The sequence below is a fragment of the Gilliamella sp. LMG 34359 genome (assembly GCF_984569085.1).
The window spans coordinates 518,395-532,396 of sequence record NZ_OZ474906.1; the positions used below are offsets into that span (position 1 = coordinate 518,395).

Genomic DNA, 14,002 nt, shown 5'->3' on the forward strand with positions numbered 1-14,002 from the left:
ATTTTCTCTTATTTAGTTATTTTCTACTTTCTATGATATTCACACATTTTTTTAAAACTGCTTCAGGAGCTTTAATACAAGTGGCAATACTAACTTTTAATTGAGGCTTATCTTTAAATCTATCCATATCTATTACTTTTTGATCTGTTGCTAATAAAACAAAATCAGCTTCATCAACTTCAGCTTGTGAAATTTTATTAACTTGCCCTAAAGATCCTTGTTGCTCAATTTTTACATCATAACCTAATTTTTTACCTGCATTCTCTAATGCTTTAGCTGCCATAGGAGTGTGCGCTAGTCCTGCTGGGCAGGCTGAAATACCAACAATTTTCATACTAATACCTCTCTTGTCATTTCCTTACTGATTAGTGATATAATTTTATTTATATCTGTTGATGCTTTTATTTCATTTTTAAAATCATCTTCCATTAAAGCAGTAGCTAGTTTACTTATCATCATAATATGAGTAGTGCCAGCCTCATTTTTAGGTACGAATAAAGCAAAAACATATTGAACATTACTCTCATCAAATGTTTCCCATTCTATCGGTTTAGCTAATTTTGCAAAAAATACAGTTGGGGTAATAACCGCGTCATCTTTTGCATGAGGAATTGCAAACCCATCAATCAATCCTGTCGATGATTCTTTTTCTCTATCGATAAATGCTTCCATAGTTTTTTTAATATCATTGACGTAATTATGTTTAAAAGCATTACTTGATAAAAAATCAAATAACTCATCTCTACTTTCTACGTTTAAATTCAAAAAAATATTATTTTCTGAAAGATTCATTACTTTAGTACCTTTAATTAAATAAAATGGATTAATTAATATAATAAGAGATGTTATAAAAAAGCATATCCATACATTTTCATTTTATTTTGGAAAATTAATGTACTATCTTTTTTTCTAGAAGTAATATCATATTGATAGTGATTTTTTAAATGAGGCCTCTTATTACTATGAGTAAATTTTCGTACCAACGGTTAGATGATTTATTTGATTTTTTTTTACTTAAAAAAGAGCCCATCTTAATTAAAGATATTGCGTCGACAATTAATGTGTCTGAACGAACTATTCGCACGGACATTTCTAACCTAAATGATTATTTAATTGATAAAAATGCCAAAATAAAATTAATAAGACAAAAAGGTTATATCTTAGATTGTGAAGATGAAAAAAAAATCATCGACTGGTGGGGTAATTTTAATAAAACTGAAGGTTATAGTTTATTAGGCTCTTTAGAAGAACGTCAGAATTATTTATTCGCTTTATTATTGAATGAGCTAAAATATTATTCCGTTTATGAATTAATGGAACATTTATGTATAAGCAAAAATACATTATATATGTACTTGAAAAATATACGTAAAACATTATCAAACTATAATTTAAAACTAATTAATAATACAAATACTGGGTTTAAAGTTATTGGCACAGAATACGATAAACGAAAAGCTATATTAGATTTATTTTTGATTAACGATTTACAATCTTATTTGGTTGGATTCACTGACTTAGAAAAGTTATTTTTGTCAAATATTGATTTAGATTTATTAAATACATTAGAATCAAAACACTTATATTCTCTACAATTATTGAACTCTGATTTTTATCATAAAAATATAATATCGACTATTGCATTGGCGATAGCTAGAGTAAAAGAAGGGTTAACAATTAATGAAATATCCATTGAAGTTCCAAAGTTAATGGATCATGCATTAGATGCAATATATTCATTTCTTAAGGAAGTAGAAAACGCATTCTCAATCACATTACCCATTAATGAAATCAACTATTTTATTCTAACTTTATCCATTAATGTACCTAGATTAATCAAAAACCCTAAAAATCACCCATCTGAATCGTCGATCATCGTTGATGAATTATTAACATCAATATATGAGACATCTAATCTTGATTGGACTAAAGATAAGATCTTATTTGAAGATTTAGTTAACCATATTGAGAATTTTATTAAAATTAGTTCAATAGATAAAGAAAGAAAAAATCCAATACTCAGTACAATAATAAATTCTTTCCCATTTGCCTATAGTTTAAGTTTAACCCATCTAGGCGTAATTGGTAAAAAATACAACATCTTTTTTTCTGAAGATGAAGTCGGATATATAGCACTACACATAGCTGGCGCTATTGAAAGGCATAAAGCAAAAACTCAACAGCTTAATGTGATTATCGTCTGTGGTGGTGGCTTTGCGATGAGTAAAATTATAGAATCAAAAATAAATAAAAAATTCCCTAATAAATTTAATATAAAAAAAACATACTCCTATGCGGAATTTCAATTAGCAAATATAAGTGACATAGATCTAACAATTACCACACTTCCATTTACTCAAGAAAATACTCCCACTGCTTACATTGATATGTCAAATATAGATAAAGCAATTGATGATTTAAAATATTATCTAATCGATGATCAAATTAATAATAATGTTATGCAACTTTTTAATCCTGAAAATTTTTATTACTTTGACACTGATAAATTATCTAAAAAAGACTTATTAGTAAAAATGACAGGTGATCTAGAAAAACAAAATATTGTCTCAGCGGATTTTGTGTCTAGTGTGTTAGAAAGAGAGAGCTTACAGACAACATTGATTAATGATGTCATTGCTATACCTCACTCTATGACAATGAGTGCAAACAGATCAAGAGTATCAGTTGCTATATTTCCGAATGGGATACAATGGGAGAAAGATAAAAAATGTAATTTTATATTTTTACTTGCAATATCGAAAACTGATAATGAAATTACAGATAATTTATATGATCTAATATTAAATTTAATTGATGATAAAGCCATGACAAAACAATTATTAAAAGCTTATACATTCCATGAATTTAAAAATTTACTAAGTATTTTATAGGTTAATTATATTTCATTGTGAATGGGCTTTATTGTAACCATCAATATTTTATTACGATGGATAAACGCGTTGGACTAGATGAAAATCTGGCTAAAGGAATGTTTATTAATTTTAAATCGCTCATGCCTAGTGTTATTTCACAGATCAAACCTCACTTACCAAACCATCACCCTTTCCCTATCAGTAATGCAACTTTTAATGGCCTTGCAAAACAAGCTGAAAAGATCCCTGATTTTTAAAAGAAGTTTTCTATATTAAGAGATACTTTATTTTATCTATTCCCGTATACGGTATAGATAATAAACTTTAATTGGATTGAGGGATTTTAGGTGAGGAAATGTATCTAAGTTTATATCCTTAAGCATAATAACTTGATATTTAGATATTTATGTTCAGCTAAAACTTTACTCTTTTTAGTTTAACATTGATTTAAAGAATGGGATTATATTATCTAAACTATGTCTGAAATTCAGAATTATAGATTAATTGCCAAATTAAAATTCATTACTGAAAATTAATTTGACAGTCGCTTTAGGAATTAAGGATTGTGATATCAATCAATTCAATATATTAATAATAGGAATTACTTATTCTCATAAACAAAAATATCATGGATTTACGGCCTCTGCATAATTCTCCAATACCTAATCAACCATGCGATCTAAATGTTTTTGCTTATTGAGTTTCAATCTACTATAAAAGATATAACTACTGCTTTCAGATATAGACAGGTTTTTTCTAAAATAGAAAACTGAATATAGTCCGTTCTTGATTATTACTACTAATAACCTCTAACCAAGCTTGATAAAAAGTTGTGCGGTACTCATGTTAAAATCCTTTTATAAGATGCCAAGACCATCACATAACTAAACTATATTTTTGCTATCTTGTTTAAGTGCATTACCTGCTTTTTTTAATGGTGCTTTAAAAGCACGTTCAAACCTACTCATATACTCCAAATGCCATTGTGTATATTGATGCCATTCTTCCATATTATAACCATCGACTGTATGTGAAAATTGAATTCGGCAAGCCTTTTTATCATCCAAGCGCATCCATTCAAGTGGAGCTCCAAATGTATTTTCTATTTCATTTTTCATCTTAAATAAAGAATCAAAAAGAAATTTATTTTCGTCTGTGGAGCTTTTACTTAACCACAGTTCAACACGTAGCGCTTTTTGGCTAAAAATTAGATTGTAAGGGCAACCACTTAGCCCTGACCTCTAAAGTCATATCGTTAAAAACGATCAATAAATCTTAAATAAATTTTCAAAAATTACCCTTTTACTTGTTCAGAAAAAGAAAAATACCATCACGATCTGATCTAATATTCGGATATCAACGATATTTAATATTTGTTAACTTTTGATTGATATTACGATCTGCATTACTAGATTACGATTTGCCTGATGGATGATTATGGACAAAAATAACAGCTACTGCATTATACTTAAGTACTTGCTTAATTATTTCTCAGTGATGGATTTCCACAGAGTTAATTGTCCCCATAAAAAGGGTTCCTATTTTAATTAACTGATGTTGATTATTTAGATTATCTGAATGTAGGGGAAAATTGGCTTTATGTTGCTGAGCTAAGGTATAAGCAGATGAAAAACCATAACCACCGGTCAAACAAAGCTGAAAGAGTTTATCAAATAGTAAAGGTAATTCATCTGACATATCATACTTCCTTATTTATCTAACGTTTTGTTTAATTCAAAATAATAAACAAGAAATAACCGATATTGAAAAACAACTCGCTCACTAGTCAGAAAGTTGGTTTTGGCAGAATAAATATAATAAAAAAGTTAGGTGATTACATAGAAAAAGTTGTGATTTTTACACGCAACTTATTAAAAAATAAAGAGAGGATTAGCGGTTAACAGTCGAAGCGAGATTTTTTTTAGTTTGCATCATATAAATGATATATTTATGGATACAATATATAAATGTGAGATAATAGAGGATAAAAAATAATACTAATCAATAATATGCACTTTATAATACTCATTTACACTCAGGTGATTTTGATAATACTAAAGTAAAAGAGATTAAATTATCCTAATGATTAATCATGTTTAAGAATTATAATTTATGAAAGAAAAATTATTTATAATGTTGCTTTGTTTTTTCTTCTTTAATCTTAATGCAGAGATAAAAGATACCAGTATAAAATCAAAATTAATTCTCGATTCCAAGAACTACATAGGTGATGAACTTATAAGTAAAAAAGAGTTTGCTAAAAAAATAGATTTATCTTGTACCGTGGCTCAACCATATGAAGGAATTGATAAAGAAATCAATGAAGAGAGAAAAAAATGTATTTTTTCTAAGATGACTTTTGATTATGAAAATATAGTTGATAACATGAAATTAAATGAGAAAATATATTTAACACCTATAAACGGTATCAATTTATTTTTAAAAAAAACAAAAGAACCAAATTATCCGGATAACTTATTAGATGATGAGGTTAAAATATATACAGAAATGAATGATAAAGTAATTGATCAGCTAATCATTTACTCTAATGAGTATGATATGGATAGTTATAGTGCAAAATCACAATATTATTTTATTAATAATCATATCTATGTATTAAGTTCTAATATATTAGAAGAAGGGCAAACACTAAATTTTTGGGGTAAATATTCAATAGAAAATAATGGCAAATTTAAATTACTAGAATCTATTAAATGTCATTATCTTTTTAAAGATGGGAAAGAGATGAATGTGTGTAAATAAGTTTGATTTTCAAATGTATACAATGATCCCACCAAAATATTAGATAGTGTTCACCTGAATAAAATAAACAATATTTTGGGATATGAAGTTGTTTCTGCCGTAACTAAATAAAATAAAAACAGAGCTTGAACTGATAAAAATAATTGTAAAACTTATTACTATCTTTATCGACAACAATTTTATTCTAGGCAAGTAGCCGACCGACAAATACCATGCATCATAAATTATAGGATATGCTATGCAAAATAAATTACAGCAATTGTTAGATGAATATCAGAAAAACTATAACAGATTTACATATGGACATTATTTGGATCCCGATAATATTGAAGATGCAATAAAAACAGGCTTGGTGGGGTGTTATTACTTAGATCAAGGTTATCTACCTGAAAAGCGTCAAGCCATAGGTGAGGTTTTGGCACTATATGATAAATATTGGGGTGATAAGCTAAAGTTTGGATATATTGACGGTGAACCCAATAATCTAAATTCTTATACACAAACAACATTACATGAAAAAATTAATCAAATTAATCTAGCTGGAACAGATAATATATGCTTTTATTGGGGTAATGTTGGTAATTTAGAATTTGTTCCAGAATATTTATGCCACGTCTATTCAAGAGCAGAATGGTATGAAAAATTACATCAGGACATAAGTTATGTTCAGCTCTATTTACCTATATCGGAACTTAAAGAGTTTGGTGTGGAGCAATTAATAGAGTTAAATCAACAAATCAGTGAAATATTACAGCCAATGCATGGATTTTTTGGTTTAGGCATACAACATAGTCACGAATATTACGATTATCAATATTTAGAGTATGAATTGGCACATCAGTTTCTGGGTTTAGATATCTCTAACGATGAAGATGATGAGCACCTTAGAGAAGGTTTTAAATGTATCAACTGGTTAACTATACTAAATGACCAACTTATAACAGATAAATTAGGCAATCTTGAGACGTTGAAAGAGCGTAATGATGATAACGAGATCCGTTTTTATCCTTACTCTGGTGGTGTGGTTGTTCGGGCTGGTGAAGTGCCTGAGCTGGGTGATGTAGCATCTAACCCCTATCCTAAGCACTATGTCAATGTTAATGCCTTATTAAAACCGGCACGGGCGCCAGAAATTGCCTCATTAGGTTTTGGTTCAATAAACGGTGAAATTTGTTTTAACAATCGAACATCACAGGAGTGGCAAAGTCGGTTTGATAATGTAGAAGCAATCGATATTACAGTAAATCATGAAAAACAATCGGCGCAGATTATTAATATTGATTCAAAGGTTTGGATTAGCAAAAACTCTTCAACAAGGGTTAAAGAACATCAATGAAACATCAACATTATTAATTACTCCACCTACAGAAGATGAAAAAAACATTGTTACAGCATTCAACCATAATGAGACATAGGTTTCATTTTATGATGTATACATATAATATATTTGAATAAATTTAATATTTTACAAAATTTTAGATCTAATTTGTTTAATGTTATAAAAGCCCTTGTAGGAAAAAATTTGATCGTAAATTAATTATGCAAAAAATAGATAAAATTATGGTTTTATAAATGATAATAAATAATTATGAAAAAGAATTTATATTAGATAATTATCAAATAGATGATTTTTTCAAACCAATAAGATCTAAGTAGGATGTAATTATACTTTTAATGAACAGTATCAAATTAATGCTTATTGGTGATATAAACTCCAATAAGGGAACCATTGAGTCACATGCATTTAATTTTATCAAAAATATCACGTTTTTTAGGTAAAAAAAGATAAATATTTTACTATCGGTTTGCCGTTTAAAGTCATTGCTAATGGAAATACGTTAGAACTCTATTCTAGCTTTGATGAAGTAAAAATTGATAATAAAATTACTTCTGATGTATTAGTGCTATTTTCAAATAAAACATTTGTTTCAGAAATCTTTTTTGAGGAATTATATTATCAATCATATTTGTTAAAAATTTTAATAATTAATTTATTTACTTATGAAGACGATTATATTCGTTATGATTATGATCCTGTAAGAACGAATGGAAAGTTACATCCTTTAAATCACTATGATTTATTTTATTGTTCTATTGTTCTATTGTTCTATTGTTCTATTGTTCTAATACAACCTTTAAATTGGGATTAAATAAATCATTAAATATAGAAAAAATGATAGATTGTTTATCTATAGAAACTGAATATCATTTTATTGAGTAAATAATTAATTATAATGTTTATATAAAAATTTAATTAATAACTAGATAAAAAGCATATTAAAAAAAGCTTTAATTTTAAATTACCTTCTTGGTAATCAAATAAATTAAACCTATCAATCACCACGTTTCCCCATCTGTTTTAAAAAAAGCTGTTGTTGTTTGAATAATTCTAAGAGGGTAATTTCGTGATAATCAATTTGATATTGTTCGGTGATCTGTTGAATTATTTTGGTTAAATGTTGGTAATGGCGATGGCTAAAACCAGGAAAGATATGATGTGTTAAGTGTAAATTCAGTCCGCCTAACCAGTATTCCATCGTCGGCGATTTAAGACGCCAATTTAGAGTGGTATTAAATACATGTTGGATTGGTCCATGTGGCATCATTCCATTGTCAGGTGCTTGATAAAAGGTTGCTTTTGCCCAGTGAGTTCCTAAGATGAGGATAACAAAAATCAGTGAGGCAAAAAACTGACTTAAGCAGTAGGTGAGTAAAATAAACCAGATACTAAATTCTGAACAAATAACATAAGGTAGAACGATAGCTAAAATTATGTGTAGGAATTTGATAATTAAAAAGGCTGTCCAACCAATGATGCCGTTATAAGTAAATTTGTTTTTATCAAATTTTAGACCCAATCGATCCTGCCAATCGAAACACCAAATAATAGTAGGGAAGGTCATTCCAGCCACTAATGGCCAGTAGTATTGCTGATAACGCATAAACCAATGATGAACTTGAAAAGGTGTTTGCCTAAGTACACCATTATATTCAATATCAAGATCGTAATATTCTATATTGGTAAACGGGTGGTGTTGGATAACATGGCGAATACGCCAGCATTCAGGATCAATGCCTAAAGGTATGGTTATAATGCGATTAAGCCAAACATTGGCTTTACTTGATTTAAAAAAGACATTATGTGATGCATCATGAACAACATTTATCGCTAATAATAAAGCAAGTGTAATAAATAGAAAATAACATACAAAGAATACACATGCCGATTGCTGACAAAGTGCCATAAAGTAAAAGAGTAAGCACAAAGCAGAAAGTAAGCCTAATTTTATAAACATTCCCGTATCTGCATAACGATGTTCATTGGTGGAACATAAATAATTTTTAGCAGCGGCGTTTAATGCACTGCGTAATGATGCATCTTGTTCAGCGGTAAAATGTAGTATTGGTTGAGGCTGTTGCATTTTTTGCTTCTCTTTTATATGAAAAATCATAATTCCGGTTTTTGATCCATTTTACTAATAAATTTCAGTTGTGAAGTGAGCAGTTCAGGATAGCTTAATCGCCGATAAGGCAATTGATATCCTTTTGCAAACCGTTCAACAATCAACATTAAAGCCGAGTAATGATGGTGACTCCAACCCGAAAGCAAGTGATGAGTCAAATATAAATTAAGTCTACCTAATGATTCGTTCAATATCTTGGGGGAGGAATACCAATCACAACATGGAGTAAATTGTTGATGATACCCTCCATGTTCGATTTGATTATTCTTAGGCGCCGTATAGAAGGCCGGGTCAACCCAATGTGTGCCTAATAATAAACAGACAACAAATAAAGAGGAGAGCATTGGTGTTAGTAGATAAACTAATAGCACCAAATACCAACTTATTCCCACGCTCGCGAGGATATGCATGGGTACGATTAAAGCGATTGTGAAATGCAAAATTTTGCTTGCTAAAAATAATCCCCAACCTTTGATACCCGTTAACGTTTTGTTATCTGCTGCTAGTGATGTTTTTCCTAACTGATCATCAAATACCCAAGCAATATAAGGCAATGATAAGCCAGCAATGAACGGCCAGTAATAAGTTTGGTAACGCATATGAGGATACCATTTTTGGAAAGGGGGTTGGCGAAAGACGCCATTTTCTTCCATATCTAGATCATAGTTTTCCATATTAGGATAGATGTGATGATAATCGACATGCCTGACTCGCCAATAATGAGGATCAACGCCTAAAGGCAAAGTAACTAAACGCAAAGTAACTAAACGCCCAAAAATGCGGTTAGCTAATGGCATTCGAAAAAGCACGTTATGGCAGGCTTTATGTTGGGCATTAATATTAACTAGCATTGCTAGCATAACAAAACCAAAATAATAAAGCGCAAATAGCCATACGTTTACTTGTTGTAAACTTAACAAGTAGCACAAACCACAAAGCACTAACAGTAATATATTTCTGCAAATTAACGTGCTATTGGCGTAACGGTGATCGCCTTTAGGGGTTAAATAAGCCTCGGCTTCACTCATCAGCCTTTGATGAAAGGCTGTCTCGGCATAATTAGAATAGTCTAGCTTGGGTAGTGGCTTAGTTGACATGATATTTCTTTTTCAGCCATATAATGAGTGTAATAGAACCATGTAAAGCTATCATTCCCATAAATAGTAACCAATATAAAGCTGACCATTGCAGGAAAATAATAAAAAATAGGGGAATAAACCAGCACAATATAAACCAACTGATGATTGCCCAATGTTTTCCTTCTGCAATACCCCCTAATGCGATACTGGCTAAAACTAAGCAACTAAATAATGAGTATTGGATGACATTGGGATCTTGATAACCGTAGCCATAATCATATACATAACAGATCGCTAGGCTGAATAGAAATAAACAACCACTGACCAATAAAATCGTTGGCAAACGATAAAAGCCTTGAGTAGGCTTAAATGGAATTTTCAATAAGTGCATAAAAGGTAACATACTCGCCCAAAAAGGGTTTTGCGAGATCAGACCTTGACTACCGTAGTTAATTGATTTGTCTTTGGGAGTGGTTTCAAAGGTACCAAAGAGCTTATCCCACATGATAAATGAACCAGAAAAGTTACTGTTAGCATAATACTGGTCTTTAAGATGATGAACTTTATGATGCGTTGGTGTTACTAAAATCCGTTCTAATATCCCTAATTTAGGCGTGATTGCATTATGATTAAAGAATTGGATAGAGTAATGGAAAATGGATACCGTAATAAAAATCGAGGTTGGAACGCCGGCGATAGCCAGTAATGCAAAAAATGGGATTGAGGTTAGTGATGAATACCAAGAGTTACGGATAGCTAACGATAAATTAAAGTGTTCGCCTTGATGATGGACCATATGAATTGCCCATAACATGGGGATTTTATGGTGTAATCGATGTTCCCAATAAAAGCCAAAATCCCACGCGAGTATGGTAAATAGCCACGTTATTATAATAGGAACATGCACAAATAAATTGAAACTAAAATGTGTATACATGAAATGATAACAAACTAACTCAAGCCCGCGGAATAACCAGAGCATTAAAAGTCCAGAGTTGAGATTGAAAACAACATCGGACCAGTTAATTGTTACTTTTTTAATGAATTGTAAAATAAAAGCTTCAGCCATGATCATGATTAACATGATTATTAGGGGTAAAATTAATTCCATCATAATTATTATCACTATTCTAAAGATTGATTGACCAAACGACTAAATACAAAACGCACACTCCACCCAACAGTGAGAGCTAGAACTACACCTCCGACAAAATCAATAAAGAGATGTCGCCGAAGTTGAATAATGGATAAGGCAATCATGATTCCCCATAATACTAATACAGTATTACGTACGGGATGATGCTTATCTAAAGTCCCCCAAATAGCCAGTAATGTTAGATCGACATGCAGTGAGGGAAAACAGTTAACGGGTACATCAATATCAATCAGTTTGCTCAGCAACCAAGAACTGGCCGAAGTACCCTGATCGATCGGGAAAACCATTGTGGTAGGAAAAATAAGATAACACAATGCAGCTAAAAAACTACTGATCATAAAACAGATCGACATCCAACGTACATGCTTATAAGGTGCGACGTAAAAACAGATAGGTACGATCAGGAAAAACGAAAGATAAAACCAAACAGCATGAGGAGTAAATGTTATCCATTGGTCAATGAAAGAAACCTGCAGTAAATATGGTTCGCGCTGTAGTGTAGCGGCACTGTGGTAGCAGACTCCCACCATGCCCCAGCCAATGATTAAATAGGCTAAACGCTTGAAGAAGGGTTTCATTGGCTACCTCGTTGACGAATGATCCGCCGTCTTTTCTGGGCAAATTGTTTCGATAACGTATCGACTGCCGTCAATGTCCATACTAATTCATCAACATTAGCACCTTGTTGTATAAAATGAGCCGTTAATGCCTGTTGGCATTGACTTAAATATGCTGGTGAGCAGCAGCCGATTAACTCAACATGATGTTTTGTATGTTGAATTAAACGATAGTCACAAGTTAACGGTAAATGATTAGCTATTATTCGACTACAATAATCGGCAAAAATGGTTAATGGCTTTGCTTGTTGATCGGTCAAAAGTAACTGATCATCACACCGACCTTCAATATGTGTGATCGCCATTCCTTGCAGGCCACAAGGGCAAGGTGTTGACCGTCGTACCAAAATGTCATCTAACTGATAACGCACGATAGGCTGCGTTTCGCGAGTAAAATCAGTAATAATTGGTATAAAGCGATCTTCATCTATCCATTGTGGTTCAATATAGAGAAATTCTTCATTCAAATGAAGTGTACCCAATGGACAAGTGGCAGCCAGAAATCCTTCTGTCGCTTGATAGACTTCACCTACTTGCTGAAAGGCTTGTTTGATTAACGCTTTATCTTGTTCTTCTAGTACTTCAGCTGCGGATATGACTAAAATTGGATTCACTTTTAATTTGTTATCAAGTTTTTCTAAGGCAAGGGCTCGTAGTACTTGTGCTGGCGCTACAATAATCGTTGGTTGATAGTCATTTAGCGATTCAAGTTGCTGTTGAAAATTATCATAAAGACCATAAAAGCGAAATGTTAGTCGATGGCTGTTTGTACTATGGTAAAGGTGATTATCCGCTCTTAAAAATAAGGCTACACGTTCCTTGGTTAGTAATCCGCGTGGCAACATTTTTGCTAATATGACACCCGCCCACATTTGTTGCTCTTTCGGACTCACAACAAAAAGACCTCGTTGCCCAGATGTGCCTGATGATAAGCCGACACTAAATTTCCCCATTTTGGCACTAAAGTCACGTTGTTGTTCACTTTGTTGAGCCAATGCCAATAAGGAATGGCAGGTAAGATGTTCGGTATTCATTTGATCGAAATTTTCCATCATTATTTTTTTATTCATTAATGGCCAGATTTCGAATGGTTGTTGGATAAATTGGCTGAAATAGGGGCTTCGAGTTAAAACGCGTTGTTTAAATTTTTGTAATTGTTTTAGTTGATAGGTTTGAAGTGCAGCGCGATTTTTAAATGTTAGATGTTTGGTGCGCCAATAATACCACAGTATTTTTAGTAACCTCATTCTTCCCCCTCATGGCTTAAATAAATGGTAACATCAGGATGATAAGAGAGTTGATGAAGCTGATTAAGGGTTAAATAATAAGCTTGAGAATCTGACATAATTAAATTAGCTAGTCGTGATGGTTTTTTTAGTTCTTTATAATTTGCTTTCACCCATGCTGCGTCACTTGCTAGTAACGTCCAACCATTATCGGTCAGAATGAATGCGCCAATATGACCGGCAGCATGTCCCGGTAAGGGGACTAGAATTACCTGTTTTTTGCTATTAGGTAAAATATAGCCATATGTAAAAGGTGATAATTCCGGTGCGAGCGTACAACGTTCAAACTGTTCAATGAAACTTACCCGTTGTTCAAAATCAGTAGGAATCAGGCTGGGCACAAAACCTTGTTTAAGCGCAAAAAAACCACGTAATGGTTTTACTGTTTGCCAGCCGAGTTGAGAACAAATAAATCGACTATGCGTAAAATCTCTTAATCCCGCAATATGATCACCATGGAAATGTGAGATAATAACGTGCTGTATACTAGCCAGATCGATTCCCAATACATTAAATTGTTCTTTAAGCGATTCTCCCTGATTAAGGTAAACTGGGGTCGTTTTTTGATACAGCTTAAATATGCCTTTTTGGGTATATTGTTTAAAATAATCTGCATAGCCGGTGTCCCAAAGCCAACGATAGCCATCTACCTCAATCAGCCAAGCTCGTGCAGGAAATTGACAGACATTAAACCCCGCTCCCCGCATTGCCATGCAGGCAATATGGGTACAATATCCGGCTTTAAAGGGTATAATTTTTGCCAT

The 14,002-nt window shown here is 31.9% G+C and carries 14 protein-coding genes and 2 pseudogenes; 5 read left to right on the top strand and 11 right to left on the bottom strand.

Going from position 1 to position 14,002, the window contains the following annotated elements; translation table 11 throughout:
• Positions 1–16: 16 nt before the first annotated feature.
• Complete coding sequence (locus AC5LXV_RS02495; RefSeq protein WP_025316764.1) at positions 17–334, bottom strand: PTS fructose transporter subunit IIB; 318 nt, start codon at positions 332–334, stop codon at positions 17–19.
• The gene (locus AC5LXV_RS02500) at positions 331–792 is read right to left on the bottom strand and encodes a PTS sugar transporter subunit IIA (protein WP_025316765.1); all 462 of its coding nucleotides are present in this window, start codon (positions 790–792) and stop codon (positions 331–333) included. Before AC5LXV_RS02500 ends, AC5LXV_RS02495 begins: the two co-directional genes overlap by 4 nt.
• A 170-nt stretch (positions 793–962) precedes the next feature.
• On the opposite strand from AC5LXV_RS02500, the gene AC5LXV_RS02505 reads away from it, so the two are divergent.
• Positions 963–2,891 carry a BglG family transcription antiterminator gene (locus tag AC5LXV_RS02505; protein WP_493467300.1) on the top strand — a complete coding sequence of 643 codons (1,929 nt, stop codon included), beginning with the start codon at positions 963–965 and terminating at the stop codon, positions 2,889–2,891.
• Positions 2,892–2,947: 56 nt separating this feature from the next.
• Positions 2,948–3,130 carry a hypothetical protein gene (locus AC5LXV_RS02510; RefSeq protein ID WP_493452665.1) on the top strand — a complete coding sequence of 61 codons (183 nt, stop codon included), beginning with the start codon at positions 2,948–2,950 and terminating at the stop codon, positions 3,128–3,130.
• Positions 3,131–3,757: 627 nt separating this feature from the next.
• Here the strand turns inward: AC5LXV_RS02510 and AC5LXV_RS02515 are convergent.
• From AC5LXV_RS02515 to AC5LXV_RS02525, 3 genes and pseudogenes are all read right to left on the bottom strand, one after another.
• Positions 3,758–4,111 (bottom strand): annotated as a pseudogene (locus tag AC5LXV_RS02515) (DUF4268 domain-containing protein); the annotation flags it as partial.
• Positions 4,112–4,286: 175 nt separating this feature from the next.
• A complete protein-coding gene (locus AC5LXV_RS02520; protein WP_081300876.1) occupies positions 4,287–4,361 on the bottom strand; it encodes a JAB domain-containing protein in 75 nt (24 codons plus the stop codon).
• Positions 4,362–4,364: 3 nt separating this feature from the next.
• Entirely contained in the window at positions 4,365–4,571 is a 207-nt protein-coding gene (locus AC5LXV_RS02525; protein ID WP_493467301.1) for a hypothetical protein, read from the bottom strand.
• A gap of 414 nt (positions 4,572–4,985) precedes the next feature.
• Between AC5LXV_RS02525 and AC5LXV_RS02530 the strand changes: the two genes are divergently transcribed.
• The 3 genes and pseudogenes from AC5LXV_RS02530 to AC5LXV_RS02540 all read left to right on the top strand — a co-directional run.
• Positions 4,986–5,636, top strand: a complete 651-nt coding sequence (locus tag AC5LXV_RS02530) for a hypothetical protein (RefSeq protein ID WP_493452666.1) — start codon at positions 4,986–4,988, stop codon at positions 5,634–5,636.
• A 238-nt stretch (positions 5,637–5,874) separates the two neighbouring features.
• A complete protein-coding gene (locus tag AC5LXV_RS02535) occupies positions 5,875–6,972 on the top strand; it encodes a type VI immunity family protein (RefSeq protein WP_493467302.1) in 1,098 nt (365 codons plus the stop codon).
• A 454-nt stretch (positions 6,973–7,426) separates the two neighbouring features.
• A pseudogene (locus AC5LXV_RS02540) lies at positions 7,427–7,786 on the top strand (STM2766 family helicase-associated protein); the annotation flags it as partial.
• 183 nt (positions 7,787–7,969) lie between these two features.
• Here AC5LXV_RS02540 and AC5LXV_RS02545 read toward each other — a convergent pair.
• From AC5LXV_RS02545 to AC5LXV_RS02570, 6 genes are read right to left on the bottom strand one after another with little or no spacing between them, the layout of a single operon-like run.
• Positions 7,970–9,058, bottom strand: a complete 1,089-nt coding sequence (locus AC5LXV_RS02545) for a fatty acid desaturase family protein (RefSeq protein WP_493467303.1) — start codon at positions 9,056–9,058, stop codon at positions 7,970–7,972.
• A gap of 26 nt (positions 9,059–9,084) precedes the next feature.
• On the bottom strand, positions 9,085–10,197 hold the full coding sequence (locus tag AC5LXV_RS02550; protein ID WP_493467304.1) for a fatty acid desaturase family protein: 1,113 nt from the start codon (positions 10,195–10,197) through the stop codon (positions 9,085–9,087).
• Positions 10,187–11,293 (bottom strand): sterol desaturase family protein, encoded by a 1,107-nt coding sequence (locus tag AC5LXV_RS02555; RefSeq protein WP_493467305.1) that lies wholly within the window; start codon positions 11,291–11,293, stop codon positions 10,187–10,189. The genes AC5LXV_RS02550 and AC5LXV_RS02555 overlap by 11 nt, the downstream gene beginning before the upstream one ends.
• Positions 11,294–11,304: 11 nt before the next feature.
• Positions 11,305–11,913: a phosphatase PAP2 family protein gene (locus AC5LXV_RS02560; RefSeq protein ID WP_493467306.1), complete on the bottom strand. Its 609-nt coding sequence runs from the start codon at positions 11,911–11,913 to the stop codon at positions 11,305–11,307.
• On the bottom strand, positions 11,910–13,199 hold the full coding sequence (locus AC5LXV_RS02565) for a F390 synthetase-related protein (RefSeq protein ID WP_493467307.1): 1,290 nt from the start codon (positions 13,197–13,199) through the stop codon (positions 11,910–11,912). Before AC5LXV_RS02565 ends, AC5LXV_RS02560 begins: the two co-directional genes overlap by 4 nt.
• Positions 13,196–14,002, bottom strand: a complete 807-nt coding sequence (locus tag AC5LXV_RS02570) for an MBL fold metallo-hydrolase (RefSeq protein ID WP_493460543.1) — start codon at positions 14,000–14,002, stop codon at positions 13,196–13,198. Before AC5LXV_RS02570 ends, AC5LXV_RS02565 begins: the two co-directional genes overlap by 4 nt.

Coding starts and splice junctions, on each gene's coding strand:
- AC5LXV_RS02495 (WP_025316764.1), bottom strand. CDS start 334: ATGAAAATTGTTGGTATTTCAGCCTGCCCAGCAGGACTAGCGCACACT.
- AC5LXV_RS02500 (WP_025316765.1), bottom strand. CDS start 792: ATGAATCTTTCAGAAAATAATATTTTTTTGAATTTAAACGTAGAAAGT.
- AC5LXV_RS02505 (WP_493467300.1), top strand. CDS start 963: ATGAGTAAATTTTCGTACCAACGGTTAGATGATTTATTTGATTTTTTT.
- AC5LXV_RS02510 (WP_493452665.1), top strand. CDS start 2,948: ATGGATAAACGCGTTGGACTAGATGAAAATCTGGCTAAAGGAATGTTT.
- AC5LXV_RS02525 (WP_493467301.1), bottom strand. CDS start 4,571: ATGTCAGATGAATTACCTTTACTATTTGATAAACTCTTTCAGCTTTGT.
- AC5LXV_RS02530 (WP_493452666.1), top strand. CDS start 4,986: ATGAAAGAAAAATTATTTATAATGTTGCTTTGTTTTTTCTTCTTTAAT.
- AC5LXV_RS02535 (WP_493467302.1), top strand. CDS start 5,875: ATGCAAAATAAATTACAGCAATTGTTAGATGAATATCAGAAAAACTAT.
- AC5LXV_RS02545 (WP_493467303.1), bottom strand. CDS start 9,058: ATGCAACAGCCTCAACCAATACTACATTTTACCGCTGAACAAGATGCA.
- AC5LXV_RS02550 (WP_493467304.1), bottom strand. CDS start 10,197: ATGTCAACTAAGCCACTACCCAAGCTAGACTATTCTAATTATGCCGAG.
- AC5LXV_RS02555 (WP_493467305.1), bottom strand. CDS start 11,293: ATGATGGAATTAATTTTACCCCTAATAATCATGTTAATCATGATCATG.
- AC5LXV_RS02560 (WP_493467306.1), bottom strand. CDS start 11,913: ATGAAACCCTTCTTCAAGCGTTTAGCCTATTTAATCATTGGCTGGGGC.
- AC5LXV_RS02565 (WP_493467307.1), bottom strand. CDS start 13,199: ATGAGGTTACTAAAAATACTGTGGTATTATTGGCGCACCAAACATCTA.
- AC5LXV_RS02570 (WP_493460543.1), bottom strand. CDS start 14,002: ATGGCAAAAATTATACCCTTTAAAGCCGGATATTGTACCCATATTGCC.